Here is a 26,890-nt window from a genome sequence, read left to right as displayed (position 1 = left end):
GACGACCTCCCCCGGGCGTTTCTTCATGCCTTGCGGCCCTTCGGGGCATAGCCGCCCCGGTCGGCCTTGCCCTTGGTCCCCGGCTTGGCCCAGCCGGGCTTGCCGGCGAACTTGCCCTCGGGCCGGCCGGCGGGCTTCTGGTCGAACTTGCCGTGCGGCTTGTCGCGCGGGGGCGCGGCGTCACCTGCGGCGCGCTTGGCGGCCTTGTCTGCCGTGCTCCAGCGGGCCTTTTTCGGCGCGGCCTCGGCTTCGGCCGGGCGCTCGGCCTCGGGCGTGGGGGCGGGCGCGCGGCGGGGATAGCCTTTCTTCTCGGGCGTCTCGCGGCGCGGGGGCGCGGCGCTGCGCTCGAAATTCGGCATGCCCTCCAGCCGGACCATCATCAGCCCGTCCTCAAGCTCGGTCGCCTCGCCGAAGGCCGGGGCCGCCTCGCGCGCGATCTGCACGAAGCTTTCGTGGTCGCGCACCTTGATGGCGCCGATCACGTCCTTGGTCACGCGACCCGCCTCGCAGATCTTGGGCAACAGCCAGCGCGCCTCGGCCCGGCCGGAATAGCCGACCGACAGCGAGAACCAGACCGAATCGCCGAAGTCGCGCGGCTCGCGCGGCGCCAGCGCATCGGGGCGTTCGCGCACAACGGTCAGTTCCTCGGGGGCCGGGCGGCCTTCGCGCCACAGCCGGATGAAGGCGGCGGCGACCTGCTCGGGGCCAAAGCGCGCGATCAGGTCCGCGGCCTGCTCGGCCTCGTCTCCGGCGGGCTCGGCCAGGGCGGGGTGCTCCAGCATCCGCTGGTCGTCGCGGGCGCGCACCTCGTCGGCGCTGGGGGCGCCGCCCCAGGTCGCCTCGACCCGGGCGGTCTTCAGCAGGCGCTGCGCCTTCTTGTATTCCGGCGCGACCACGATCAGCGCCGAAACGCCCTTCGACCCCGCCCGGCCGGTCCGGCCCGAACGGTGCAGCAGGGTTTCGGCATTGGTCGGCAGGTCGGCGTGGATCACCAGCTCCAGCCCCGGCAGGTCGATGCCGCGCGCGGCCACGTCGGTCGCGATGCAGACGCGGGCGCGGCCATCGCGCAGCGCCTGCAGCGCATGGGTGCGTTCCTGCTGGCTCAGCTCGCCCGACAGCGCCACCGCCTTGAAGCCGCGGTTGCCCATCCGCGCCAGCAGGTGGTTCACATTGGCGCGGGTCTTGCAGAAGATGATCGCCGTCTGGCTTTCATGCAGCCGCAGCAGGTTGAAGATCGCCGGTTCCCGGTCGCGGACCGAAACGCTGATCGCCCGATATTCGATGTCGCCGTGCTGGCGCGCCTCGCCCTGGGCCACGATGCGCAGGGCGTCCTTCTGGAAATCCTTGGCCAGCTTCTCGATCGCCGGCGGCACTGTGGCCGAGATCATCAGCGTGCGGCGGCTGTCGGGGGCCGATTGCAGGATGAACTCCAGGTCCTCGCGGAAGCCCAGGTCCAGCATCTCGTCGGCCTCGTCCAGGACGGCGGCGCGCAGGCCCGAGAGGTCCAGCCCGCCGCGCTCGATATGGTCGCGCAGCCGGCCGGGGGTGCCGACGACGATATGGGGCCCGCGTTCCAGCGCCCGGCGTTCGGTGCGATAGTCCATGCCGCCCACGCAGGTCGCGATGCGCGCGCCCGCCTCGGCGTAAAGCCATTCCAGTTCGCGCGCGACCTGCAGGGCCAGTTCGCGCGTCGGCGCGATGGCCAGGCCCAGCGGCACGTCGGCCGGCAGCAGCACCGCGCCCTCGCCCAGGATGTCGGGCGCCACGGCCAGGCCGAAGGCCACCGTCTTGCCCGATCCGGTCTGCGCCGAGACCAGCATGTCGCGGCCCGCCGCGTCGGCGGCCAGCACCGCCTGTTGCACCGAGGTCAGGCTGGCATAGCCCTTGGCCGCCAGCGCCGCGGCCAAGGGCGCGGCAATAGTCAGTTCGTTCATGTGATCGCCAGAAAAGGGGGGTGCCGAACACCCGATGGACGGCACCTTGCCCTTGCGGCGGCCCATGGAAACCCGCCGCCCCGGACATGCGGAGCCAAAGCGCGCTTTCTAAGCCCAGGGCGCGCCGAAGGCAAGCGCAAAATCACGAAGCCAGGCGCACCGGCACATTGTCGATCAGCCGCACCCCGTCCAGCCAGACCGCGACCAGCAGCCGCGCCTCATGCCCCGGGCGCGGGGCGTCGAGCGTCTGCGCGTCGCGCAGTTCCAGATAATCCAGCGGCCCAAGCCCCGCGTCGCGCAGGCGGGCGCGCGCCTCGTCCAGCACCGGGGCCAGGGCCGCGCCGCCCTCGATCCCGCGCCGCGCCGCCGTCAGCGCCTGCGGAATCGCCGCCGCGCGGCGGCGCGCATCGGGCGACAGCCGCTGGTTGCGCGACGACAGCGCCAGCCCGTCCTCGGCCCGGATGCTGGGGCAGGCGACGATGCGGACGGGCATGCGCAGGTCGGCGACCATCTGCCGCACGACCTGCAGCTGCTGCCAGTCCTTTTCCCCGAAATAGGCCCGGTCCGCCCGCGTCAGGTTCAAAAGCAGCGCCACCACCGTCGCCACCCCGTCGAAATGCCCCGGCCGGTGCGCGCCCTCCAGCAGCGTTCCGATGCCACCGACCGACACCACCGTGGCGTGGCCCGGCGGATAGACCTCGGCCGCGTCCGGCACGAACAGCGCATCGACCGCCAGAGGCGCCAGGATCGCGGCATCGGCGTCTTCGGTGCGGGGGTATTTCGCGAAATCCTCGGGGTTGTTGAACTGGCGCGGGTTCACGAACAGAGTCAGGATCACCCGGTCGCATTCGCCTTGCGCCGCGCGCACCAGGCTCAGGTGGCCCTCGTGCAGCGCGCCCATGGTCGGGACCACGCCGATGGTCGCGCCCTCGGCCCGCCAGTCGCCGATCAGGGCGGCCAGTTCGCCCGCACCGCGGATGATGGGCACGCCGCTCATGCGGGCTTGCCCTGGTCGGCAAAGCCGTGCTCGGGCGCCGGAAAGCGGCGGGCGCGCACGTCCTCGGCATAGGACGCGATGGCCGCCTCGGCCGCGCGGCCCAGATCCGCATAGCGGCGCACGAACTTGGGCTGGAAATCGGCGAACAGCCCCAGGATGTCGTCCACGACCAGGACCTGCCCGTCGCAGCCCGCGCCGGCGCCGATGCCGATGGTCGGGGCCGCGATCCCCTCGGTGATGCGCGCCCCCAGGGACTCGGGCAGCTTTTCCAGCACCACCGCAAAGGCCCCGGCCTCGGACAGGGCCTGCGCATCGGCCGCGACGCGCGCGCCGTCCTCGCCCCGGCCCTGCACCTTGTAGCCGCCAAGCGCGTTCACCGATTGCGGCGTCAGCCCGACATGGCCCATCACCGGAATGCCGCGTTCGACCAGGAAGCGCACCGTTCCGGCCATGTGCTGCCCGCCCTCAAGCTTGACCGCCTGACAGCCCGTCTCGGCCACCAGCCGCGCGGCATTGCGCATGGCCTGTTCGGGGCTCTCCTCGTAGCTGCCGAAGGGCATGTCCACCACCAGGCAGGCGCGCTCGATGCCGCGCGCCACCGCCCGGCCGTGCAGGATCATCATCTCCATCGTCACGCCCAGGGTCGAGGGCAGCCCGTGCAGCACCATGCCCAGGCTGTCGCCCACCAGCACCAGGTCGCAGGCGCGGTCCATCAGCCGCGCCATCGGCGTGGTATAGGCGGTCAGGCAGGCGATCGGCGCGCCCCCCTTGCGCGCGCGGATGTCGCCGGGCGTCAGCCGGGTCCGGCGTTCTGGCGTGGCGCTCATCTCATGGTCCCCCTTGCGTTTCCAGTCGGTTCGGGCGACTGAATGGCCGATTCCCGCGCCGATGTCGCGTGAAAAGATGCGCGGCGCGGCCCGGAACGCCCACGGCGGCGGGCCCCCCTGCCCCGCTTTCAAGACCCAGTAACCCTTGGTGAACCATGCCCGAGTTCCAGTTCCAGCCCGACCGCAACTGCTGGCGGGTCGAACGCGCCAGCTGCTTTTCCTTCATCATCGACGGGCAGGCCTATTTCCGCGCCCTGCGCGAATCCCTGCTGAAGGCGCAGCGGCTGATCATCATGGTCGGCTGGGACTTCGATTTCGAAATCGAGATGCTGCCCGGCGAAAGCGACGATCAGGGCATGGCCCCGGACGGGTTGCCGAACCAGGTCGGCCCCTTCATCGACGCGCTGGCCGACCGCCGCCCCGACCTCGACATCTACCTGCTGAAATGGAGCGGCGGCGCCCTGATCGCGCCGGGACGGGTGCTGCCCGCCGCGCGCATCAAGCTGCTTTCGCCCGACCAGGTGCACCTGGCCTTCGACGGGCGCCACCCGATCGGCGCCTGCCATCACCAGAAGATCGCGGTGATCGACGATTCGCTGGCGTTCTGCGGCGGCATCGACATGACCGACGGGCGCTGGGACCGGCCCGAGCACGCGCCGGAAGACGATCTGCGCCGGCTCAAGAACGGCGACGTGGCCCAGCCCTGGCACGACGCCTCGGCGGTGGTGTCGGGGCCGGTGGCGGCGGCGCTGTCGGAACTGGCCCGCGACCGCTGGGCCCGCGCCAACGACGCCGAGATGGACGAGGCGTTCCGCCCCGGCGGCGACCTCTGGCCCGACAGCATCGCCCCCCTGCTGCGCGACGTCGAGATCGCCATCGCCCGGACCGAGCCGCCCGGACCCGACAGCCCCACCGTGCCCGAGATCGAGAACCTCTATCTGGACAGCATCCGCGCGGCGCGGGATTACATCTACCTGGAATCGCAATATTTCTGCGCCGACAGCATCACCGCCGCGATCCGCGAGCGGCTGGCCGACCCGGACGGTCCCGAGGTCGTCGTCATCACCCCCATGGCCGCGCAGTCGGTGGTCGAGGACGCCGCCATGCACGTCAGCCGCTCGCGCATGGTGCGCGAGCTGCGCGCGCATGATCCGCATGGCCGCTTCCGCATCTTCTATCCCGTCAACGCGGCGGGCGAGCCGATCTATGTCCATGCCAAGATCAGCATCATCGACGATTGCCTGCTGCGGGTCGGCTCCTCGAACATCGACCGCCGCTCGATGGCCTTCGACACCGAATGCGACGTGGCGCTGGCGGGCCGCGACCCGGAGGGCCGCCGCGTCATCGGAGAGTTGCGCGACCGGCTGCTGGCCGAGCATCTGGACCGCGACCCGGCCACCGTCGCGCGCGCCTTGCGCGACAAGGGCGGGCTGATCCCGGCCATCGAGGCGCTGAACCGCGATTCGGGCCGGGGCCTGCGCGACCTGCCGCTGCGCAAGGAAACGCTTCTTGGCAGCCTGCTGGCCGACACCCGCTTCTTCGATCCGCGCTATCGCCGCTCGGCGCAGGCGCGGCTGGGGCTGACCTCGCGCCACCTGATGCTGGGGGCCGGGCTGGCGCTTGGCGGCGCGCTGCTCTGGCGCCACCTGCGCCAGCAACACAGGGCGCAGCAGCCACCACGGGAATGACAGTACCCGCACCCTTATCCCCGATTCGCCCCTTTCGGACAGGATCGCGGATGGGTGCCAAGATTTCCTTGACGCACAGCCTTTCAGGGCGCGATGACCCGCACGCGCTGCACCGTGCCGTCGCTGCGCCGCACGGCCGTCGCCAACCGCTCGGCCAGATGGGTCTGGACGTAGGACGCATGAAACCGCGACGGCGCCAGCAGCGTCAGGCAGCCGTCCTCGACCGCCGCCTCGGACAGGGCGGCGAACCAGCTTTCGAACAGGGTGCGGTCTTCCTCGGCCAGCCGGGCGCAGGCCTGCGCCCACAGCCCCTCGCCCCGGGGCAGGACGGGCCGGGCCGGCCGCAGCGGCACGACATTGTCCGCGCCGGCCCCCTGCCCCGCCAGCCGGGCCACGAAATCCGGGCCGATGTTCTCCCACTCGGGCCGCGTGTCCAGCATGATCCGCTCCAGCTCCAGCCCCAGGACCGACACCCGCCCCCGGGCCCCCGGCTGGCGCACGGCAATCCAGCCCATCGCCCGCAGCCGCGCCATCTCGCGCTTGACGGTGCGCTCGTCCACGCTCCACAGCCGCGCGATCTCGCGCTGGCCCACGGTCAACTCGTCCCGCTGCCAGTTGTAGCGGCTGGTGATCAGCGCCATCAGCCGCAGGACCAGCCGCTGGCGATGCTTGTCGCCGGCCAGGGCATGGGCCATCATGGCCGACAGGATATCGTATTTCTTGGCCGCGGCCTCACGCCCGACGGCTCGTATCACCTGCATCTCGCTCCTGCCCCCGGGGACCGCCCGGCTGCTTCATGACCCGGGTGCTGACCCCGGTACTGCCCTGGGAGGCCCGCGCCGGTCTTTGCCGCCAACGCTTTTCGTCATCCCTACCTCATTTGCGTCCTGTTTGACGATTCTGTCAAGCGGCCCGGATCAGGGCGCCGAAAACCCCGGATGACTCTCCCAAACCTGATTGCAAAATCGGTATTAATGGTATTGGGGGACAGACAGGATGACACCCTGTTCTGCCGTTTTGTCCCCCATTCCGCCGCGCGGGCGCCATTTTGCGTCCCCCAGTTCCGGCTCCGTCTCGACGGCTGGCCAGGCAACGCGCGTTGCCGGCGATTCGCGGGCCAGGCCGTGTTTTCAGGGCCTTGGGGAGAATTCCTGCTCCGATGAAAAATGGTTTTTGCCAGAAAGGCAAATCCGACGTAAAAGCGGGACAGAAGAAAATTAACGTTCCATGAGACAGGCAGATGTACACGCACGAAGACCTCGCCCGGCTGCAGGCCCAGTCCCTCAAGATGCAGGGCTGGATCCGGCGCCAGACCTTCAGCCCGGCCAATGAAAAGACCCTGCGCCGCTTCTCCTCCTGGGAGGTGGCCGAGCTGATCTTCCGGATGAACCAGTCGACCTTCCGCGGCAAGCTCGCCGCCGACCCGAACCTTCCCCTCGGGGAAGTCGAGGAGGACGGCCGCCAGCGCTGGTTCTCGCTCGACGAGGTGAACGAGCTGCGCCGCCGCATCAAGGTCAACCGCAAAAGCCTGATGCCGCCCCGCCCCGAGGGCAAGCGCGCCTTCCGCGCCGCCATCGCGAACTTCAAGGGCGGCGCCGGCAAGTCGACCGTGGCGCTGCACTTCGCCCATGCCGCGGCGCTCGACGGCTACCGCGTCCTCCTGGTGGACTTCGACCCCCAGGCGACGCTGTCGCACAGCATGGGCCTGACCGACGTGGGCGAGGATCATACCGTCTGGGGCATCATGGCCCGCGACCTGGAACGCGAAACCGACCGCATGAACGCCGTCGCCCGCGGCGCCGAATCGGGCACCGCCCTGCCCCAGCGCAAGCTGCCCGCCTCGATCCGCGACATGGGTCTCGGCACGCTGCGGCCTGCGGACTTCATCAAGCCCACCGCCTGGCCCACCATCGACATCATCCCCAGCTGCGCCAACGCCGCCTTCGTCGAGTTCGCCAGCGCCCAGTACCGCCACCTGAACCCGGAATGGACCTTCTTCGGCGCGGTCTCGCGCTTCCTCGACAGCCTCGCGGACGATGCCTACGACCTGATCCTCTTCGACTGCCCGCCGGCCATCGGCTACCAGTCGATGAACGCGGTCTTTGCCGCCGACATGCTCTATATCCCCTCGGGTCCCGGCTACTGGGAATACGACTCGACCACCAGCTTCATCGGCCAGCTCTCCGAGGCGCTCGAGGACCTCTCGCACGGGTTCGAGAACTTCCCCACGGGGAAGATCCGCCTGCCCAAGGCCTTCGCCGATGTCCGCTTCCTGATGACGCGGTTCGAGCCCTCGAACGAATTGCACCAGGCCATGCTCGGCGCTTTCCGCCAGGTCTTCGGCGATCGCATGGCCGAGCACCCGATCGAGCTGACCCGCGCCGTCGAGCAATCCGGCCGCTTCCTCAGCTCCATCTACGAGATCGACTACCGCGAGATGACCCGCGGCACGTGGCGACGCGCCCGCGCGACCTTCGATCAGGCCTATGAGGAGTTCAAGTCCCACGCCATCGCAGCCTGGGCCAAGCTGGAGGATCAGGCATGAGCCGCAAGCGCCGCATGTTCGACATCGAGATGCCCGACGAGCCCGCCCCCGGCGTCCCCGCGGGGAAGGTCGAGCCCGTCCCCGAGGCCGAGCCGCCGCGTCGCGGTCCCATGGCCACCGCGATCAGCGAAACCGCCGAATCCAGTCGCGAGCGCGCCCGGCTTGAAGCCGATATCCGGGCCGAGAACGACGCGCTGGCTGCCGAGCATGTCCGGCTGAAACGGGCAGGGCTGATCACCGACCTGATCCCGATCGACGCCATCGACACCCGTAAGCTGATCCGCGACCGCGCGCCCGGTCCCGATTTCGAACTGGCCGAACTGGTCGCCTCGATCCGCGAGATCGGCCTTTCGAACCCGATCCGCGTCGAGCCCGCCGGGAACGGCCGCTACGAACTGATCCAAGGCTGGCGCCGCCTTTCGGCCTATCGCCAGCTGCTCGAGGAGACCGGCGACGCCGAAACCTGGGGCCGGATCCCGGCCGGCATTGCGGCGCGCGGCGACGAACTGGAGCGCCTCTACCGCCGCATGGTGGACGAGAACCTGGTGCGCAAGGACATCTCCTTCGCCGAGATGGCCCAGCTCGCCCTGCATTACGCCATGGACCCGCTGACGCCCGAGAACGACCCCGAGAAGGCCGTGGCGATCCTGTTCAAGTCCGCCGGCTATCAGAAGCGCAGCTATATCCGCAGCTTCATCCGCGTGGTCGAGGCGCTGGACGGCGTGCTCCTCTACATGGCCGAGATCCCGCGCGCCCTGGGCCTGGCGCTGGCGGCGCGCCTGGACGAGGTGCCGGGCCTGGTCGGCGCTATCCGGGCCGAGCTCAAGGACTGGGACACCCGCAGCATCAAGGACGAACTCGATCTGCTCCGCCGCTTCGCAGGGCAGGGCGAGGATGCGGTCACCGCGCCCGCACCCAAGGCCAAGTCCCCGACCGTCCCCGCGGGGAAGGCGCGCACTACCTTCCAGATCGCGCGCCCTCAGGGCAGCGCCAAATGCACCGCCGCGAACGGCCGGCTCGAGATCCGGCTGCCACGCGACTTCTCGGCCATTGACCGCCGCAAGCTCGAGGCCGCCGTCCGCTCCATGCTGGAAAGCCTTGAGTGACCTTCCCCGCGGGGAAGCCGCCCCCAGTGCTTCTTTCTTGCCCAAATATCCCGCAGGGGGCCCGGGGGACGCGAAGTCCCCCGTGCGGCCGCGCCACAGGTGAATGTTCTTGTTATGTTCCGTTCGCCCGCGCTTTGCCTCGCCGGGCGGACGTGCTAGCCCGGCCTGAAAACCGGGCGACGCCGGGGCAGGGACAACGGGCGATGGCAGGCAGGATCAGCGGGGCGATAGACCTGGGCGGCACCAAGATCGAGGCGCGGCTTTTCGACGCGGGCTTCGCCACGCTCGACCGCCACCGCCTGCCGACGCCCACTCAGGATTTCGACGCGCTGATCGAGGCCGTCGCCGCCCAAGTCGCCTGGCTGGAGGGGCTGGGGGGCGCGGCCCTGCCCATCGGCATCTCAATCGCCGGGGTGATCGACCCCGACACCGGCCGCGCCACCGCCGCGAACCTGCCGGTCACCGGGCGCGACCTTGGCCATGCCTTGCGCGGGCGGCTGGGCCGCGATCTGCCCTTGATGAACGACTGCACAGCCTTTGCCTGGTCCGAGGCCCATGGCGGGGCGGGGCAGGGGACGCGTTCGGTCCTGGGGCTGGTGCTGGGCACCGGGGTCGGGGCCGGCATGGTGCTGGACGGCCGGCCCATGCACCGCGCCTCGGGCCTTGCCGTCGAAATCGGGCATATGGGCGTGCCGGCCCGGGCGCTGGCGCGGCATGGGCTGCCACTGTGGGATTGCGGCTGCGGCCAGGCCGGATGCTATGAGAATTATGTCTCGGGCCCCGGGCTGGCCCGCATCGCGGCCTGGGCCGGGATCGCGCAGACCGACCCCGCCGCGCTGGCCGGCGACCCGGCGGCCGCGCCGGCGCTGGCGATCTGGACCGATCTGGCGTCCGAGATGCTGTACGACGCGCAGCTGATGCTGGACCCGCAGGTGATCGTCCTGGGTGGCGGGTTGTCGAACATGGCGGGCATTGTCGACCGTCTGGCCCAGGCGCTGGACGGGCGCCGGCTGGGCGGCGTGCGGGAGCCCGACCTGCGGCTGGCGCTGCATGGCGACAGTTCCGGCGCGCGCGGCGCGGCGCTGATGGCCTGCGGGGTGGGCCCGTGCTGATCGCGGCCGACCGGATCTGGCAGGAGGGCGCGCTGGTCCCGGGCATGGCCGTGGACACCGACGGCCGCCGCGTCCTGGCCCTGCGCCCGCTGGGCGCCGACCGGCCCGACCATCATGTGCCGCTGCTGGTGCCGGGCTGCACCGACCTGCAGGTGAACGGCGGCGGCGGCGTCCTGTTCAACGCCGACCCGACGCCCGAAGGGATCGCCGCCATCGCCGCCGCCCATCATCGGCTGGGGGTGGCGCAGATCCTGCCCACGGTCATCACCGACGCGCCCGAGGTGCTGGAGGCCGCCGCCGATGCGGTGATCGCCTGCCGGGACGCGCCGGGCGTCGCCGGCATCCATATCGAGGGGCCCCATATCGCCCCCGAGCGGCGCGGCACGCATGAGGCGCGCTTCATCCGCCCGCTGGATGCCCGCACGCTGGCCGTGCTGCGCCGGCTGCGCGCCGCTGAGGTGCCGGTGCTGCTGACGCTTGCGCCCGAGACCGCCGATCCGGCCCTGCTGGCCGAGGCGAAGGCCCTGGGCGTGGTGCTCTCGGCCGGGCACAGCATGGCTGATGCCGCGCAGACGCGCATCGCGCTGGCGCAGGGCGTCACCATGTTCACTCATCTTTTCAACGCAATGCCGCAGATGGCGGCGCGCGATCCGGGGGTGATCGCCGCCGCGCTGTTGTCGGATGGCTGGTGCGGGCTGATCGCGGACGGCATCCATGTCTCGGCCGAAATGCTGGCGATTGCGCTGCGGGTCGCGGGGGATCGCTGCTTCCTGGTCTCGGACGCGATGCCGACGGTCGGGGGGCCGGACCGCTTCAGCCTGTACGGGCGCGAGATCGCGGTTCGCGACGGCAGGCTGGTCAATGCCGAGGGCGCGCTGGCCGGCGCGCATCTGGACCTGCCGCAGGCCATGCGGGTGCTGGTCGCGCTGACCGGGGCCAGCCCCGAGACCGCCATCGCGATGGCGACCGACCGGCCGCGCCGGGCGATGGGCCTGCCGCCGCTGGCCGTCGCGCCGGGGACCGCGCTGCGCGACCTGCTGGCGCTGGACCACGACCTGCGCATGGTGCCGCTGCCGGGGCGCGGCGCATGATCCCGGTCTTTGTCGTCACCGGCTTTCTGGGCGCGGGCAAGACCACGCTGGTCAACCGCCTGCTGGCCACGCATCCCGATACGGCCTTGATCATCAACGAATTCGGCGCGGTCGCGGTCGATCATCATCTGGTGCGACAGGGACGCGAGCGGGTGCTGACCAGCACCGGCTGCATCTGCTGCACGGCGGGAAGCGACCTGCGCAGCACGCTGGACGAGCTGCTGCGCGGGCGGCGCGACGGGTCCTTGCCCGGCTACGCGCGGGTGCTGGTCGAAACGACGGGGCTGGCCGATCCCGCGCCCGTGGTGAACAGCCTGATCCCCGGCGGCCTGCCCGCGACCGCGCTGCGCGACCATGCGGTGGCGCGGGCGTTCCGGCTGTCCTCGGTCATCACGGTGGCGGATGCGCAGGGGATTGCGGCGTTGGTCGCGCGCCATGCGCAGGCGCTGCGGCAGGTGGCCTTTGCCGACCATCTGGTGCTGAGCCACACCGATCTTGGCCCGCCCTGCGACTTGTCGGCGCTCACGGCGATCAATCCCGGGGTGCAGGTCCATGACTCGGGCGATCCGGGGTTCGATCCTGGGATGTTGCTGGCCCCCGGCAGCTATGACGCGGCGGGCAAGGGCGCGGCGCTTGGCGATTGGCTGGCCGAGGCGCGGGGGCCGGGGCATGGCGGCATCGCCGCCCATACGCTGGCGGCGGATGCGCCCCTGGAGCGCGCGCGGCTGATGAAGTTCCTGGCGGGCCTTGTCGCGGGCGGGCAGGTCCTGCGCGCCAAGGGGCTGGTCGCGGCGGCCGATGACCCGAGCCGCCCGCTGGTCGTCCATGCCGTGGGCCACCGGCTTTATCCCCCCGTCATGGCCGAGGCCTGGCCCCAGGGCCCGGCCGGCTCGCGGCTGGTCGTCATCGGCGAGGGGCTGGACGGCGCGCTGCTGCAACGCCGCTTCGCCGCGCTGGCGGCGGGTGCGCGCGTGCCGGGGCTTGGCGGCTGAGCGTCGATTCCAGGGGTTCCGGCCGGGCTGCGCTTTGGCTAGGCTGGCCGCAACCAAGAACACACAAGGGGCAGTCATGCGCATTTCATTCAGGCATTCGGTCGGCTTTGCGGCGGTGGCGTTGATGCTCGCCTCGTGCGGGGTGGGGAACTATGGTCCCGGTCCGCGCGGCGTGGCCCCGCAAAGCCAGGAGATCAAATGGGGCCGCAACCAGAACCCGCCCCCCGCCAAGGTCGCGGGGCTGAACGCCTGGGTCGCGAACTTCAAGGGTCAGGCGCGGGGGCAGGGGATCAGCGACCAGACGCTGGAATTCGCCTTCCGCGACGTGGTCTACAACCCCGAGGTGGTGAAGCGCAGCCAGAACCAGGCCGAGTTCAAGAAATCCCTGTGGGAGTATCTGGAAAACGCCGTCTCGGAAAAGCGGCAGACCAACGGGCGCGCGGCGCTGGGGCAATACGGCGGCGTGCTGAACGCGGTCGAGGCGCGCTACGGCGTCGACAAGGAGGTCGTCACCGCGGTCTGGGGCATGGAATCGACCTATGGCGAGCGCCGTGGCGACCTGCCGCTGATCGAGGCGCTGTCCACCCTGTCTTATGAGGGGTATCGCGGCGACTTCTTTCGCAGCCAGCTGATCGCGGCGCTGAAGATCCTGCAGGCGGGCGACATCGACCCCGCGCATATGACCGGCAGCTGGGCCGGCGCCATGGGGCACACCCAGTTCATTCCGACCACCTATCTGGCCTATGCCGCCGATTTCAACGGCGACGGGCGGCGCGACATCTGGTCGAACGACCCGTCGGATTCGCTGGCCTCGACGGCGAACTACCTGGCGAAATCGGGCTGGCAGCGCGGCCTGCCGGCGGCGGTCGAGGTGGTGCTGCCCGCAGGCTTCGACATGGGGCTGTCAGGCAAGGGCAAGCGCCGCTCGGTCGCCGAGTGGCAGTCGCTGGGCATCCGGCAGGCCAGTTCCCGGCCGCTGCCGCCGGCGGGGGCTTCGGCGGAACTGCTGGTGCCGGGCGGGCGCGACGGGGCGGCCTTCCTGATCACGCGCAACTTCCATGCCATCCTGCGCTATAACAACGCCGACAGCTATGCGCTGGCGGTGGCGCATCTGGCCGACCGGCTGAAAGGCTATCCGGGGCTGACCAACCCCTGGCCCGCCAGCCACCCCGGCCTGCGCATCGAGAGCCGCAAGGAGATGCAGGAGCTGCTGACCGCGCGCGGCTTCGACACGCAGGGGGTGGACGGCAACGTCGGCTCGAACACCACGAACGCGATCCGGGCCTATCAGCAGTCGCGCGGCCTGCCCGTGACCGGAGAGCCGAGCGCCGAGCTGCTGGCCCAGCTGCGCCGGGGCTAGGGCAGGGGGGTCGGGCGGCCTAGCCGCCCAGCACCGCCCGGGCTGCGCCGTTCTCGTCCAGGGCGACGAAGGTGAAGGTGGCCTCGGTCACCTGCTGGCTGTCGTCGCGGTGGCGTTCGCGGCGCCATGCCTCGACATGGATGCGCATCGAGGTGCGGCCGATGTGGACGATCTCGGCGTACAGCGAGACCTCGTCCCCGACCTTGACTGGGCGGTGGAACTTCATTCCCTCGACCGCGATGGTGGCGCTGCGGCCGCGCGCGGTCAGCGCCGCGACCGAACCGGCGGCCAGGTCCATCTGGCTCATCAGCCAGCCGCCGAAGATGTCGCCCGCCGGATTGGTGTCGGCGGGCATGGCGATGGTGCGGATGGTGGGGCTGCCGGGCGGCTGGATGTCGCTGTCGGTCAGGGGCATGGTGTCTCCTTGCGGGCGGGGGCTGGCAGGTCTTGCTAGCCGATCCGCCCACCCGGGGGAAAGCCCGTTCAGGCGTTCTGCAGGCTGCCTTCGTCCTCGCTGGCCATGACCGCGCGGTCGGTCTGGCCCAGCAGCTGCGAGGTGATGGTGCCCGCCGTCATCGAGCCGTTGACGTTCAGCGCGGTGCGGCCCATGTCGATCAGCGGCTCGACCGAGATCAGCAGCGCGACCAGCGTGACCGGCAGGCCCATGGCCGGCAGCACGATCAGCGCGGCCATGGTGGCGCCGCCGCCGACCCCCGCGACCCCCGCCGAGGAGAGCGTGACGATGGCGATCAGGCTGACGATCCAGCCCGGATCCAGCGGGTTGATGCCGACGGTCGGCGCGACCATGACGGCCAGCATCGCCGGGTAAAGCCCGGCGCAGCCGTTCTGGCCGATGGTGGCGCCGAAGCTGGCGGCAAAGCTGGCGATGGTCGGCGGCACGCCCAGGCGGCGGGTCTGGATTTCCACGTTCAGGGGGATGGTGGCGGCGCTGGACCGGCTGGAGAAGGCGAAGCTGAGCGCGGGCAGCACCTTGCGGAAGAAGGCCAGTGGGTTCACCCCGGTCGCCGCCAGCAGCAGCGCATGCACCCCGAACATGATCGCGAGCCCCAGATAGGACGCCAGGACGAACTTGCCGAGGTTCAGGATGTCGGCGGCGTTCGAGGTCGCGGCCATCTTGGTCATCAGCGCCATGACGCCGAAGGGCGTCAGCGTCATGATGAGCCGCACGAGCTGGGCGATCCAGGACTGCATCAGGTCGATGAAGGCGATCAGGCGCCCGCCCTTGTCCGGGTCGCGCCGCACCAGCCGGATCGCCGCGACGCCCAGGAAGGCCGCGAAGATCACCACCGAGATGATCGAGGTCGGGTTCGCGCCGGTCAGATCGGCGAAGGGGTTCTTGGGGATGAAGGACAGGATCAGCTGCGGCAGGGTCAGGTCGGCGACCTTGGGCGCATAGGTCGATTGCAGCGTCTACAGCCGGGCGGTTTCCTGCGCGCCCTGCGCCAGCCCTTCGGCGGTCAGGCCGAAGGCCAGCGACATCGCGACGCCGACGAAGGCCGCGATGGCGGTCGTCCCCAGCAGCGTCCCCAGCGTGAGCGCCGAGATGCGCCCCAGCAAGGACGCGTCGTGCAGCTTGCTGACCGCGTTCAGGATGGCGACGAAGACCAGCGGCATGACGATCATCTGCAACAGCTGCACATAGCCGTTGCCGACGATGTTGATCCAGCTGATCGTGGTGGCCAGCGTCGGATCGGCGGCGCCATAGACCAGTTGCAGGCCGATGCCGAACAGGGTGCCCAGCACCAGGCCCACGAAGACCCGGGCGGACAGCGAAAGCGTGCCGGATTGCAATCGGGCGAGGCCGAACAGCAGGGCAGCGAACAGAACAAGGTTGATGAACACGGGCGCCATGGTGCGTCTCCGGCTTATTGTATGGGGTCCTTATGCTAGTCACCGCCGCGCCGCAGGGTAAGGTCGCCGCGAAAATAAGCACGAACCCGGTCGCTTAGCGCCGGGGGACGTGAAAAAGTTCCACCCAGGCGGGAAAGCGTGGAACGCTATCCGGCCCCTTGCGCGAAGGGATCGACCAGCCGGCAGCCGGTCGGCCGGAAATCGGCGGTGTTGCCGGTGACCACGGCCGCGTCATGCGCAAGCGCGGTCGCCGCGATCAGCAGGTCGGCCCCGGCGTGGCCCAGCCGGGCGGAAAGCTGGCCCCAGAGCAACGCCTCGGCCGCGCCGAAGGGCAGCAGGCGGTCGGAAAACAGCGTGACGGTGCGCGTCAGCCAGTCGCGCAGGTCGCGGGCAAAGGGTGGGTTCTGCGATTCCTGGCGGGTGATGCCGCGCTCGATCTCGCCCAGGGTGACGACGGAGAGATAGAGCGCGGTGTCGTCCTGCCGGGCCAGCCAGGCGGCGACCGCCGGGCTGCGTTCGGGGCGGCGCAGCGCCGACAAGACATTGGTATCCAGGATCAGCATTCAGAAGCTGACGTCGCGCGGGGCCACCCGGGCGCGCCCGGAATCGGGGCCCAGGTCGGGGCCGGGAAAGCTGAGGAGGTGGGCGGCGAAGGAGCCGCGGTTTTCCTGCGTCGCGGCCAGCATCCGGGCGTAATCCGCGGCGGCCAGCACCACGACGGCGGGCTTGCCGCGCCGCGTCACCTGCTGCGGCTGGCCGGCAAGCGCCGCATCGACCACGGCCGAAAAGCGGTTCTTGGCATCCTGAAGCGTCCACATGGCGGTTTCCTGTCTAGCTCTCTGGCTAGATAGATAGCGCAGGATGGAGCAGGTTTCAAGAAAAACGCCCGGGCTGGGGCGGCCCGGGCGTGCTTGCAGGGACTGGGACGGGGTCAGCTGCGCCCGAATTCGATCCGGCGGGCGAAGCGCAGCGCCAGAACGGTGCAGACCGCGCCCGACAGCAGGTAAAGCCCCGCCGCCGGCAGGCCCAGCCAGGACGACAGCGCCAGCGCCGCCAGAGGTGCGAAGCCCGCGCCGAAGAGCCACGCCAGGTCCGACACCACCGCCGAGTCGGTGTAGCGCCGCGCCGGGTCGAAGAGCGATGCGACCGCGCCCGAGCTTTGGCCGAAGCTGACGCCCAGCACGATGAAGCCGACGGTCATGTAGACGGCCTCGCCCAGCTTGTCGCCCGACAAGAGAAGCGGCGCGACCAGGCTGAAGATGGCGATGGCGATGGCGCCGCGATAAAGCAGCTTGCGGTGCCCGATGCGGTCGGCCAGCAGCCCCGAGGCCGCGATGGCGAGAAAGCCCCAGCCGGCGGCGATGGCCTGGATCACCAGGAAGCCGGCGGGGTTTTCGCTGGTGTAGAGATAGACCCAGGACAGCGGGAACACCGTGACCATGTGGAACAGCGCAAAGCTGGCCAGCGGCACGAAGGCGCCGATCAGGATCATGCGGCCGTCCTGGCGGAAGGCGGCGCGAAAGCTCGACGGGTTCAGGTGGCGCGTCTCGAACGCCTCGGTGTATTCCGGGGTCACCACGATGCGCAGGCGCGCGAACAGCGCCACGACGTTGATCGCGAAGGCCACGAAGAAGGGATAGCGCCAGCCCCAGTCCAGGAAATCGGCCTGCGACATGTTGCTGAGCAGATAGGCGAACAGCAGGCTGGCGACGGCCAGGCCGACCGGCGCGCCAAGCTGCGGCATCATGGTGTAAAGGCCGCGCCGCCCCTTGGGCGCGTTCATGTTCAGCAGCGACGGCAACCCGTCCCAGGCCCCGCCAAGCGCGAAGCCCTGCCCGATTCGCAGCAGGCACAGCAGCCAGATCGAGGCCGCGCCGATGTTTTCATAGGACGGGATCAGGCCCATGCCGACGGTCGAGGTGCCCAGGATCAGCAGCGCCAGCGTCAGCTTGGCGCTTTTGCCGTGGCGCCGGTCGATGACGGTGAAGAACGCCGTGCCCAGCGGCCGCGCCAGGAACGCCAGCGCAAAGACGGTGAACGACCACAGCGTCGCAGTCAGCGGATCGGCAAAGGAAAAATACCGCGCCGGGAACACGATGACCGAGGCGATGGCGAAGACGAAGAAGTCGAAGAACTCGGACGACCGGCCGATGACGACGCCCACCGCGATGTCGGAAGGCGAGACGTGGATGTCCTTCGCCTCATCGGGAAGCGTGGAAGGGGTGTGCGCTGCGCTCATGTCTAGCTGACCTCTTGGGGGCACCCGGGCCGAGGAGGGGAGGCTTTGGGGGCAATAGAAGGCCGAGAGCATCCTTTGGTCAACCGCCAGATTCAAGGTGTGCAGGGTGTGGCAAATTGTCCTATGTCTGGTTCCGGGCCCAGCCTTTAGGGGGTGGGGCTTAACCGACTCATCCTCATGCTCCCCCCTTGGTGAGGTCAGGCTTCATGCACATACCCTTTCGCCTGGCGCGCCTTGCCGCGCTTGCCCCGATCGTTCTTGGCCTCGCCGCCTGCAAGATGGAGGTCCTGTCGCCCTCGGGCGATGTCGCCGAGCGGCAACGCGACCTGCTGGTGCAGTCCACCTGGCTGATGCTGCTGATCATCATTCCCGTGATGGCGCTGACCATCTGGTTCGCCTGGCGCTATCGCGCCTCGAACCGCGATGCGACCTATGCGCCCGACTGGGACCACTCGGCCAAGTTCGAGCTGGTGATCTGGGCGGCGCCGCTGCTGATCATCATCTGCCTGGGCGCGCTGACCTGGGTCGGCACCCACCTGCTGGACCCCTATCGCCGGCTGGACCGGCTGTCGGTCGAGCAGCCCGTGCCCGACGAGGACCCGTTCCGGGTCCAGGTCGTCGCGCTGGACTGGAAATGGCTGTTCATCTATCCCGAGCAGGGCGTCGCCTCGATCAACGAGCTGGCGGTGCCGACCGACCGCGAGATCGAGTTCACGCTGACCTCCTCGACGGTGATGAACGCCTTCTACATCCCGGCGATGGCGGGCATGATCTATGCCATGCCGGGGATGCAGACCACGCTGCACGGGGTCTTCAACAACCCGGGCGAATATCAGGGTCTTGCCTCGCATTACTCGGGACACGGTTTTTCGGGGATGCGGTTCAAGACCCATGCGACGGACCAGGCGGGCTTCGACGCCTGGGTGGACGAGGCGCGCGCCGCGGGCGGGCTGCTCGACCGCGCGAAATACCTGGAGCTGGAAGCGCCGACCGAGAACGTCAAGCCGCAGACCTTCGCCGACGTGGACCCCGAACTGTTCGACCGCGTGGTCAACATGTGCGTCGAGCAGGACAAGATCTGCATGGCCGAGATGATGGCGCTGGACGCGCAGGGCGGCACCGGGCTTGCCGGCACGATCAACACCGCGCAGCTGACCCATGACAAGGACCTGCGCCGCGGCATTCCGCGCCCGGTGCTGGGGCCCACCCCCTTCATTGTCACCGGCTTCTGCACGCCCGAGGATTCGGCCAAGATGTTCGCCGACCTGCGCAAGACCGATCCGCAGACCCGCATCGACCAGTCGCCCATGCGCGGCGTGGCGTTGCCCCGCCCTGAAAACCGCCTTGGCATCGATATGCCTCGGAGCATCCAGGACGCACGGCGAGACAACGCCGTCGAAACCCAACTCTGACCGGAGTCCCAGATGGCCATTCCAACAAATGTCGAAACGACCTTCCTTCTGGGGCGCCTGAACTGGGACGCCATCCCGAAGGAGCCGATCGTCATGGCGACCTTCGTGGTCGTCGCCCTGGGCGGCATCGCCATGGTCGCCGCCCTGACCAAATACCGCCTGTGGGGCTATCTGTGGCACGAGTGGTTCACCTCGATCGACCACAAGAAGATCGGGATCATGTACATGATCCTGGGCATCGTCATGTTCGTGCGCGGCTTTGCCGACGCGGTGATGATGCGCATCCAGCAGGCCATGGCCTTCAACGGGTCCGAGGGCTACCTGAACGCGCACCACTATGACCAGATCTTCACGGCGCATGGCGTCATCATGATCTTCTTCGTGGCGATGCCGGTCGTCACAGGGCTGATGAACTATATCGTGCCCCTGCAGATCGGCGCGCGCGACGTGTCCTTCCCGTTCCTGAACAACTTCTCGTTCTGGATGACAACGGGCGGCGCGGTGATCGTCATGGCCTCGCTGTTCGTGGGCGAATTCGCGCAGACCGGCTGGCTGGCCTTCCCGCCGCTGTCGGGCATCGCCTATTCCCCCTGGGTCGGCGTCGACTATTACATCTGGGGCCTTCAGGTCGCGGGCGTCGGCACCACGCTGTCGGGCATCAACCTGCTGGTCACCATCCTGAAGATGCGCGCCCCGGGCATGACCATGATGCGGATGCCGATCTTTACCTGGACGTCGTTCTGCACCAACATCCTGATCGTGGCGTCGTTCCCGGTGCTGACCATGACGCTGATCCTGCTGACGCTGGACCGCTATCTGGGCACCAACTTCTTCACCAACGACCTTGGTGGCAATCCGATGATGTACATCAACCTCATCTGGATCTGGGGCCACCCCGAGGTCTATATCCTGATCCTGCCGCTGTTCGGCGTCTATTCGGAAATCGCGGCCACCTTCTCGGGCAAGCGGCTGTTCGGCTATACCTCGATGGTCTATGCCACCATCTGCATCACGGTCCTGAGCTATCTGGTCTGGCTGCACCACTTCTTCACCATGGGATCGGGCGCGTCGGTGAACTCGTTCTTCGGGATCACCACGATGATCATCTCGATCCCGACGGGCGCCAAGATCTTCAACTGGCTGTTCACCATGTACCGCGGCCGCGTGCGCTATGAACTGCCGATGATGTGGCTGGTGGCCTTCATGCTGACCTTCGTCATCGGTGGCATGACGGGCGTGCTGCTGGCCGTGCCGCCGGCGGATTTCGTGCTGCACAACTCGCTGTTCCTGATCGCGCACTTCCACAACGTCATCATCGGCGGCGTGCTGTTCGGGACCTTCGCCGCGATCAACTTCTGGTGGCCCAAGGCCTTCGGCTTCAAGCTGAACGTGTTCTGGGGCAAGGTCCAGTTCTGGTGCTGGGTCGTCGGCTTCTGGGTGGCGTTCATGCCGCTTTATATCCTGGGCCTGATGGGCGTGACCCGCCGGGTGCGCGTCTTCGACGACCCGAGCCTGCAGATCTGGTTCATCATCGCCGGCATCGGCGCGGCGCTGATCGCCGCCGGGATCGGTGCGATGTTCGTGCAGTTCGCCGTCTCGATCTGGAAGCGGAACGAACCCGAATACCGCGACGTGACGGGCGATCCCTGGAACGGGCGGACGCTGGAATGGGCGACCTCGTCGCCGCCGCCCTTCTACAACTTCGCCTTCACGCCGGTGGTCCACGGGCTGGACGCCTGGTGGGACATGAAGCAGGCGGGCGCCGCGCGTCCCAAGGCCGATTACATCCCGATCCACATGCCGCATTACACCGGCAGCGGGGTGGTGCTGGCGGGGCTGTCCACCCTCTGCGGACTGGCGATGATCTGGTACATCTGGTGGCTGGCCGTCCTGTCCTTTGTCGGCATCGTCGGTTATGCGATCTGGCACACCTTCAACTATGACCGCGACTATTACGTCCCCGCCGAGGAAGTGCGCGAGACGGAAGAAGCCCGCGACCGCGCGCTGGCCGCACAGGGAGCCTGAGGCATGAGCACCGCAACCGAACTCAAGTCCCCCGCCGAATACTGGGAGACCGAGCCCCACCATCATCCGGAAGGCGCCTCGACCAGCATCGGGTTCTGGGTCTACCTGATGAGCGACTGCCTGATGTTCGCGGTCCTTTTCGCCTGCTACGGCGTGCTTCAGGGCAACCTGGCCGCCGGTCCGGGGCCAAAGGACCTGTTCGACCTGGAGCTGGTCGCGATCAACACGGCGATGCTGCTGTTCTCGTCGATCACCTACGGCTTTGCCATGCTGTCCATGGCCAAGGGCGACCGCAGCGGCACGCTGCGCTGGCTGGGGATCACGCTGTTCTTCGGCCTGTGCTTCCTGGCCATCGAGCTTTACGAGTTCCACCACCTGATCCACATCGGCGCGGGACCGGGACGCTCGGCCTTCCTGTCGGCCTTCTTCACGCTGGTCGGCACCCACGGGCTGCACGTCACCTTCGGCTCGATCTGGCTGGTGACGCTGATGGTCCAGGTGTCGAAATTCGGGCTGACCCAGGCCAACCAGCGCCGGCTGATGTGCCTGAGCCTGTTCTGGCACTTCCTGGACCTGATCTGGATCGGGGTCTTTACCGTCGTCTATCTGCTGGGGGTGCTGTGATGGCCCATTCGCACAATCATCATCACGACGCGCATCATGGAGACCATGGCCACGGCCAGGGCGATCACCATGACCACGGCAGCTATTCCAGCTATATCACCGGCTTCGTGCTGGCGGTGATCCTGACGGTCATTCCCTTCGGGATCGTCATGGGCGGCTGGATCGACAGCCGGCCGCTGGCCGTGGGCATCATCGTGATCTGCGCCGTGGCGCAGATGCTGGTCCACATGGTCTATTTCCTGCACATGAACAGCCGCGCCGAAGAGGGCTGGACCCTGCTGTCGACGCTGTTCACCATCGTCATCGTGGTGATCGTCCTGGCCGGTTCGCTGTGGGTCATGTTCCATATGAACCAGAACATGATGCCGCAGATGAACCACGAACTGCAGGTCATGCCGTGACCCAGCGCGCGGCCCCCGGCGGGCCGCGCAGGCGCGGCGCGGGCTGGTGGCTGATGGCGCTCGCCTCGGCGCTTGGCGTCGTCGTGCTGTGCGCGCTGGGGGTCTGGCAGGTCCAGCGCCTGCACTGGAAGACCGACCTGATCGCCCGGGTCGAGGCGCGGCTGGCCGCCCCGCCGGCCCCCGCGCCGGGGCCGGGCGACTGGCTTGGCCTCACCGCAAAGGACGACGAATACCGCCGCGTCGCGGTGACGGGCCGCTACGATTTCGCGGCCGAGGAACTGGCCCAGGCGGTGACTGCGCAAGGCCCCGGCTTTTGGGTGATGACGCCCCTGGAAACCTCGCAGGGCTGGGCCGTCTGGATCAATCGCGGCTTCGTTCCCATGGACCGCCGCGAGGCCGCCGACCGCGCCCGCCCGGACGGGACGGTCGAGGTCACGGGCCTGCTGCGCATGACCCAGCCGGACGGCGCCTTCCTGCGCAAGAACGACCCGCAGGCCGGGCGCTGGTATTCGCGCGATGTCGCGGCCCTGTCGGCGCAGCACGGCATCGCGCAGGCCGCGCCCTATTTCATCGACGCCGAGGCGGGTGAAGTCGCGGGCGCGCTGCCCGTCGGCGGGCTGACCGTGGTGAGTTTTCGCAACACCCACCTCAGCTATGCGCTGACCTGGTTCGCGATGGCGACGGGCCTGGCCGCCGCCTCGGTCTTTGCGCTCAGGCGGGACGGCCGCGACGAGCCCTAGGCCGCCGAGGCGTGCTTTCGTCCCTCGAGGTCGGTCACGAAGTTTTCCGCCCAGACCGAGACCGGGTAGCGTTCCAGGCGCCGCAGCATGTCGGTATGACGCTCGCGCCGTTCGGCGATGGACATGGTCAGGGCGCGGGCGATGGCGTTGGCCACCTCTTCGACGTCATAGGGGTTCACGATCAGCGCCGACTGCATCTCGGCCGCGGCGCCCGCGAACTGCGACAGCACCAGGACGCCCGGATCCTCGGGGTCCTGGGCGGCGACATATTCCTTGGCGACCAGGTTCATGCCGTCGCGCAACGGCGTCACCAGCCCGACCCGCGCCAGCCGGTAAAGCCCGGCCAGCAGGCTGTGGCTGAAGGCGCGGTTGATATAGCGCACCGGAACCCAGTCGAGCGTGCCGTAGCTGGCGTTCAGCCGGCCCGCGCGCTCGGCGACCTCTTGCTGGATGCGGTCATAGCCTTCGATCCCGCTGCGCGAGGCCGGGGTGATCTGCAGGAAGCTGACGCGGTTGTGCAGCCCGGCATGGTTTTCCAGCAGCTGCTCGATGGCGCGCAGGCGCTCGGGCAGGCCCTTGGAGTAGTCCAGCCGGTCCACCCCGATCACCAGGTCGCGGGGGCCGAAGCGCTGGTGCAGGTCGCGGATGCGGGGCAGGTCGCGGGCGCGGCGGGCGCGGGCGGTGAAGCCGCGCGTGTCGATCGAGATCGGATAAGCGCCGATCCGGGTCCCGCGCGGCGAGGTCGCGCGCTCCAGCCGGTGGCGCGCGGCGTCCAGCGCGTCGCGCAGGTTCTTCGCGTCCCCGGGCGTCTGCAGGCCCACCACATCATAGGCCAGCATCTCGGACAGGAAATCGTCGGCGCGGGGCAGGGCGCGGAACAGGTCATGCGCCGGCCAGGGAATGTGGTGGAAATAGCCGATGCGGTTCGTCACCCCCAGCGCGCGAAGCTTGGCCGCAAGCGGCATCAGGTGATAGTCGTGCACCCACACCAAATCGCCCGGCTGCAGCAGCCCGACCAGGACGCGGGCGAATTTCTCGTTCACCGCCAGATAGCGCTCCATCGCCGTGCGGTTGAATTCCAGCAGGTCCGGGCGGTAATGGCACAGCGGCCACAGGACCGAATTCGAGATGCCCTCGTAATAGCCCGCGATGTCCTCCGGGGTCAGGTCCAGGGCGGCATAGGTGACGTTGCCTTCGTCGACCAGCCGCAGGTCGTCGGTCGCGTCCTCGACCGCGCGGCCCGACCAGCCGAGCCACAGCCCTTCGTGATGTTTCAGCGCGGCTTCCAATGCCACCGCAAGCCCTCCGGCCGCGACGCCCTTGCCAAGGGCGGGCAGGCGATTCGACACGACGACAAGGCGGCTCATACGACCTCCTCCCAGCTTCTGGACAGTTTCATCGCGGCATCGACCAGGCCGACCATGGAATAGGTCTGGGGGAAATTGCCCCAGAGCTGGCCCGTTTCGACGTGGATCCCCTCGGACAGCAGCCCCAGCCGGTTGCGTTGCGCCAGCACCTCGTCGAAGATCTCGCGCGCCTCGTCGTGGCGACCCAGTCGGCACAGCGCGTCGATCAGCCAGAAGGTGCAGGCGTTGAAGGCCGTCTCGGGCGTGCCGAAATCGTCCGGAGCCTTGTAGCGGAACAGGTGGTGGCCCTGGCGCAGCTGCTCCTCGATCGCGGCGACGGTGGACTGGTAGCGGGCGTTCGCGCCCGTGGTATAGCCGACCTCGGTCATCAGAAGCAGGCTTGCGTCCAGGTCCTCGCCGTCGAAGGTCATCACATAGCTTTCCAGCCGGGGGTTCCAGCCGCGCGCCTCGATGGCGTCGCGGATGGTGTCGGCATGGCCCGCCCAGAACGAGGCGCGGTCGGGCAGCCCAAGCTGCGCCGCGATGCGCGCCAGCCGGTCGCAGGCGCCCCAGCACATCAGCGCGGAATGGGTGTGGATGCTTTCGCGGGTGCGGAATTCCCACAGGCCGGCGTCGGGCGTGTTCCAGCGCGCCACCGCCTGGTGGCCCAGGTTCTCGAGCCGCTCGAACAGGTCTGTGCCGCCCAGACGGGGCAGGCGTTCGTCGAAAAAGCACTGGCTGACCGCCAGGATGACCGAGCCGTAGCCGTCGTTCTGGACCTGGGTATAGGCCGCGTTGCCGCGCCGCACGGGGGCATTGCCGCGGTAGCCGGCCAGATGGGGGCACTCCTCCTCGGTGATGATGCGTTCGTGGCCCAGGCCGAACAGCGGCTGCATGTAGCCGTCCGGCGCCCCGGTCGCGAGGTTCAGGACGTAATCGAGATAGTCCTCCATCGTCTTGGTGACGCCAAGCGCGTTCAGCGCCTTGACCGTGAAGAAACTGTCGCGCAGCCAGCAGAAGCGGTAATCCCAGTTCCGGCCGGTGCCCTGGTATTCGGGGATCGAGGTGGTCAGTGCGGCCACGATGCCGCCGGTTTCCTCGTATTCGCACAGTTTCAGCGTGATCGCGGCGCGGATCACCGCCTCCTGGTAATCGGGCGGGATCGAAAGTGCGCGGACCCAGTCCAGCCAGTAATCCTGCGTCCGTTCAAGGAAGCGGTCGGCGATCACCTGCGGCGCATCGCTCAGCGGCTCGTTCGGGCCCAGCAGGAAGACTTGCGGCCGGTCCAGCAGGAAGGGCGTTTCGTTCAGCACGAATTCGATCGGCGCGGTGGTGGTCAGGCGCAGTTCTTCGGGGCCGAGCTCGTAGCGGACGTGGTTCGATCCGCGCCGGACCCGCGCCGGATGCTCGCCATAGCCGTGCCGCGGGCGCAGGCGCATGGTGATGCGGGGCATGCCCGTCAGGGGCTCGATCATGCGCACCAGGGTACGGCCGCGGAACATCCGGCCGCGGTCGCGAAAGCGCGGCATGAAGTCGGTGATGCGCAGGCTGTTGCCCTGGTCGTCCGTCAGCACGGTTTCCAGGATGGCGGTGTTGCGGCGATAGGCCTGGTGGCACTCGGCCAGGTTGTCCACCCGGATCGACCAGCGCCCCTCGTCGGGGCCGGCGACGGGTTCCAGAAGGCCGCAGAACAGCGGATCGCCGTCGAAGCGGGGCAGGCACATCCAGCAGATGTCGCCCCGCGCGTCGACCAGCGCGGCGGTCGCGGCATTGCCGATCAGGCCCAGGTCCAGCGAGGTGGGCAAAGCGGTCATGCGGCCAGCCTCCGTTCCAGCCACAGCGCCAGGGCGGCGGGTCCGGGCAGATGGACATCGGCGGGCATGTCGCGTTCGCCCATGGCGACGGCGATGCCGCCCGCCTCGCGCGCGGCCCGCAGCATGGGCAGGTCGTTCAGGTCGTCGCCGAAGGCCACGGGGCGGCGCCCGGCAAAGGGCGGCACGGCCAGGAAGCGGCGCAGCGCCGTGCCCTTGTCGGCCCCCCGCGGCCGGATCTCGGCCACGAACTTGCCGGGCTGGATGATCCAGCCGTCGCCCAGGTCAGCCAGGGCGCGGGTCGCGGCCTCGGTCATCGCGGCCTCGGCCATGGGGACGGCCCGCCAGTGCAGGGCCAGTCCTTCGCCCTTGTCCTCGAGGACAGAGCCGGGATGCGCCTCGGTCAGCGTCCGAAGCGGTTCGAGCAGCGGGCGCACCGCCGCGACGCGCCGCGCCCGGTCCGGGTCGTCGGACTCGGCCGGGTCGGGAAACTCGACCCCGTGCAGCCCCGCGACCGGGATCACCTCGCCCAGGCGTTCGTTGATCTCGGACCGCCCGCGCCCCGAAATGATCGCCACCGCGCCGCCCGTCCGCTCGCTGAGCCGCAAAAGGTCGTCGCGCAGCCGGTCCGAGATCGAGGCGTCCTGCGGGCGGTTGGTGAATTCGGCCAGGGTGCCGTCGAAATCGAAGAAGAAGGCGTGCCGGTCCAGGTCCAGGGTGGCAAGGTCGACGCTGGTGTCTTTCAAGGGTCTCTCCGTTCCTTTGCGG

Annotated in this window: 23 protein-coding genes and 1 pseudogene; 12 read left to right on the top strand and 12 right to left on the bottom strand. The window is 69.1% G+C overall.

Annotated features, from left to right (window positions below; all coding sequences use genetic code 11):
• Positions 1-23: 23 nt before the first annotated feature.
• The 3 genes from BU28_RS23845 to panB form a co-directional block, all read right to left on the bottom strand.
• Positions 24-1,934, bottom strand: coding sequence for a DEAD/DEAH box helicase (locus BU28_RS23845; RefSeq protein WP_051578336.1), 1,911 nt, complete (start codon positions 1,932-1,934; stop codon positions 24-26).
• Positions 1,935-2,076: 142 nt separating this feature from the next.
• A complete protein-coding gene (gene panC / locus BU28_RS0118830; protein WP_028720791.1) occupies positions 2,077-2,931 on the bottom strand; it encodes a pantoate--beta-alanine ligase in 855 nt (284 codons plus the stop codon).
• Complete coding sequence (gene panB, locus BU28_RS0118825; RefSeq protein ID WP_028720790.1) at positions 2,928-3,758, bottom strand: 3-methyl-2-oxobutanoate hydroxymethyltransferase; 831 nt, start codon at positions 3,756-3,758, stop codon at positions 2,928-2,930. Before panB ends, panC begins: the two co-directional genes overlap by 4 nt.
• A gap of 155 nt (positions 3,759-3,913) precedes the next feature.
• Here panB and BU28_RS23840 point away from each other — a divergent pair, with 155 nt between their 5' ends.
• Positions 3,914-5,446: a phospholipase D-like domain-containing protein gene (locus BU28_RS23840; RefSeq protein ID WP_036763559.1), complete on the top strand. Its 1,533-nt coding sequence runs from the start codon at positions 3,914-3,916 to the stop codon at positions 5,444-5,446.
• Between the two features lie 83 nt (positions 5,447-5,529).
• On the opposite strand, the gene BU28_RS0118815 is transcribed toward BU28_RS23840, so the two are convergent.
• The gene (locus BU28_RS0118815; protein WP_028720789.1) at positions 5,530-6,207 is read right to left on the bottom strand and encodes a DnaA N-terminal domain-containing protein; all 678 of its coding nucleotides are present in this window, start codon (positions 6,205-6,207) and stop codon (positions 5,530-5,532) included.
• A 479-nt stretch (positions 6,208-6,686) separates the two neighbouring features.
• Between BU28_RS0118815 and BU28_RS0118810 the strand changes: the two genes are divergently transcribed.
• The 6 genes from BU28_RS0118810 to BU28_RS0118785 all read left to right on the top strand — a co-directional run bounded on the left by BU28_RS0118810 (position 6,687) and on the right by BU28_RS0118785 (position 13,652).
• Positions 6,687-7,991, top strand: coding sequence for an AAA family ATPase (locus BU28_RS0118810; protein ID WP_028720788.1), 1,305 nt, complete (start codon positions 6,687-6,689; stop codon positions 7,989-7,991).
• Positions 7,988-9,097, top strand: a complete 1,110-nt coding sequence (locus tag BU28_RS0118805; RefSeq protein ID WP_028720787.1) for a ParB/RepB/Spo0J family partition protein — start codon at positions 7,988-7,990, stop codon at positions 9,095-9,097. Before BU28_RS0118810 ends, BU28_RS0118805 begins: the two co-directional genes overlap by 4 nt.
• 203 nt (positions 9,098-9,300) lie before the next feature.
• A complete protein-coding gene (locus BU28_RS0118800) occupies positions 9,301-10,209 on the top strand; it encodes an ROK family protein (RefSeq protein ID WP_028720786.1) in 909 nt (302 codons plus the stop codon).
• Positions 10,203-11,300 (top strand): N-acetylglucosamine-6-phosphate deacetylase, encoded by a 1,098-nt coding sequence (locus tag BU28_RS0118795; protein WP_036763556.1) that lies wholly within the window; start codon positions 10,203-10,205, stop codon positions 11,298-11,300. The genes BU28_RS0118800 and BU28_RS0118795 overlap by 7 nt, the downstream gene beginning before the upstream one ends.
• The gene (locus BU28_RS23835; protein ID WP_036763554.1) at positions 11,297-12,292 is read left to right on the top strand and encodes a CobW family GTP-binding protein; all 996 of its coding nucleotides are present in this window, start codon (positions 11,297-11,299) and stop codon (positions 12,290-12,292) included. Before BU28_RS0118795 ends, BU28_RS23835 begins: the two co-directional genes overlap by 4 nt.
• Positions 12,293-12,368: 76 nt before the next feature.
• Entirely contained in the window at positions 12,369-13,652 is a 1,284-nt protein-coding gene (locus BU28_RS0118785) for a lytic murein transglycosylase (protein WP_028720784.1), read from the top strand.
• Between the two features lie 19 nt (positions 13,653-13,671).
• Here BU28_RS0118785 and BU28_RS0118780 read toward each other — a convergent pair whose 3' ends face one another.
• The 5 genes and pseudogenes from BU28_RS0118780 to BU28_RS0118760 form a co-directional block, all read right to left on the bottom strand.
• Positions 13,672-14,067: an acyl-CoA thioesterase gene (locus tag BU28_RS0118780; RefSeq protein WP_028720783.1), complete on the bottom strand. Its 396-nt coding sequence runs from the start codon at positions 14,065-14,067 to the stop codon at positions 13,672-13,674.
• Between the two features lie 68 nt (positions 14,068-14,135).
• Positions 14,136-15,524 (bottom strand): annotated as a pseudogene (locus tag BU28_RS23830) (L-cystine transporter).
• A 146-nt stretch (positions 15,525-15,670) separates the two neighbouring features.
• Positions 15,671-16,087 (bottom strand): type II toxin-antitoxin system VapC family toxin, encoded by a 417-nt coding sequence (locus tag BU28_RS0118770; protein WP_028720782.1) that lies wholly within the window; start codon positions 16,085-16,087, stop codon positions 15,671-15,673.
• Positions 16,088-16,342, bottom strand: coding sequence for a type II toxin-antitoxin system Phd/YefM family antitoxin (locus tag BU28_RS0118765; protein ID WP_028720781.1), 255 nt, complete (start codon positions 16,340-16,342; stop codon positions 16,088-16,090). It lies immediately after the preceding gene.
• 113 nt (positions 16,343-16,455) lie between these two features.
• Positions 16,456-17,763: an MFS transporter gene (locus BU28_RS0118760; RefSeq protein ID WP_028720780.1), complete on the bottom strand. Its 1,308-nt coding sequence runs from the start codon at positions 17,761-17,763 to the stop codon at positions 16,456-16,458.
• Between the two features lie 206 nt (positions 17,764-17,969).
• Here BU28_RS0118760 and cyoA point away from each other — a divergent pair, with 206 nt between their 5' ends.
• The 5 genes from cyoA to BU28_RS0118735 are packed head-to-tail and all read left to right on the top strand — an operon-like array spanning position 17,970 to position 22,965.
• Positions 17,970-19,175, top strand: coding sequence for a ubiquinol oxidase subunit II (cyoA, locus tag BU28_RS23825; RefSeq protein WP_051578318.1), 1,206 nt, complete (start codon positions 17,970-17,972; stop codon positions 19,173-19,175).
• 12 nt (positions 19,176-19,187) lie between these two features.
• Positions 19,188-21,200 (top strand): cytochrome o ubiquinol oxidase subunit I, encoded by a 2,013-nt coding sequence (gene cyoB, locus BU28_RS0118750; RefSeq protein ID WP_028720779.1) that lies wholly within the window; start codon positions 19,188-19,190, stop codon positions 21,198-21,200.
• A 3-nt stretch (positions 21,201-21,203) separates the two neighbouring features.
• On the top strand, positions 21,204-21,824 hold the full coding sequence (gene cyoC / locus BU28_RS0118745; protein ID WP_028720778.1) for a cytochrome o ubiquinol oxidase subunit III: 621 nt from the start codon (positions 21,204-21,206) through the stop codon (positions 21,822-21,824).
• Entirely contained in the window at positions 21,824-22,225 is a 402-nt protein-coding gene (gene cyoD, locus BU28_RS0118740; RefSeq protein WP_036763551.1) for a cytochrome o ubiquinol oxidase subunit IV, read from the top strand. Before cyoC ends, cyoD begins: the two co-directional genes overlap by 1 nt.
• Positions 22,222-22,965 (top strand): SURF1 family protein, encoded by a 744-nt coding sequence (locus tag BU28_RS0118735; RefSeq protein ID WP_233145013.1) that lies wholly within the window; start codon positions 22,222-22,224, stop codon positions 22,963-22,965. The genes cyoD and BU28_RS0118735 overlap by 4 nt, the downstream gene beginning before the upstream one ends.
• Here the strand turns inward: BU28_RS0118735 and BU28_RS0118730 are convergent.
• The 3 genes from BU28_RS0118730 to otsB are packed head-to-tail and all read right to left on the bottom strand — an operon-like array spanning position 22,962 to position 26,868.
• The gene (locus BU28_RS0118730; RefSeq protein WP_028720775.1) at positions 22,962-24,332 is read right to left on the bottom strand and encodes an alpha,alpha-trehalose-phosphate synthase (UDP-forming); all 1,371 of its coding nucleotides are present in this window, start codon (positions 24,330-24,332) and stop codon (positions 22,962-22,964) included. The genes BU28_RS0118735 and BU28_RS0118730 overlap by 4 nt on opposite strands.
• On the bottom strand, positions 24,329-26,125 hold the full coding sequence (locus BU28_RS0118725; RefSeq protein ID WP_028720774.1) for a glycoside hydrolase family 15 protein: 1,797 nt from the start codon (positions 26,123-26,125) through the stop codon (positions 24,329-24,331). The genes BU28_RS0118730 and BU28_RS0118725 overlap by 4 nt, the downstream gene beginning before the upstream one ends.
• Complete coding sequence (gene otsB / locus BU28_RS23820) at positions 26,122-26,868, bottom strand: trehalose-phosphatase (protein ID WP_051578317.1); 747 nt, start codon at positions 26,866-26,868, stop codon at positions 26,122-26,124. The genes BU28_RS0118725 and otsB overlap by 4 nt, the downstream gene beginning before the upstream one ends.
• Between the last annotated feature and the right edge of the window lie 22 nt (positions 26,869-26,890).

This window comes from Paracoccus yeei ATCC BAA-599 (assembly GCF_000622145.1).
GTDB lineage: Bacteria > Pseudomonadota > Alphaproteobacteria > Rhodobacterales > Rhodobacteraceae > Paracoccus > Paracoccus yeei.
This window is presented reverse-complemented; position numbering and strand designations above follow the sequence as displayed.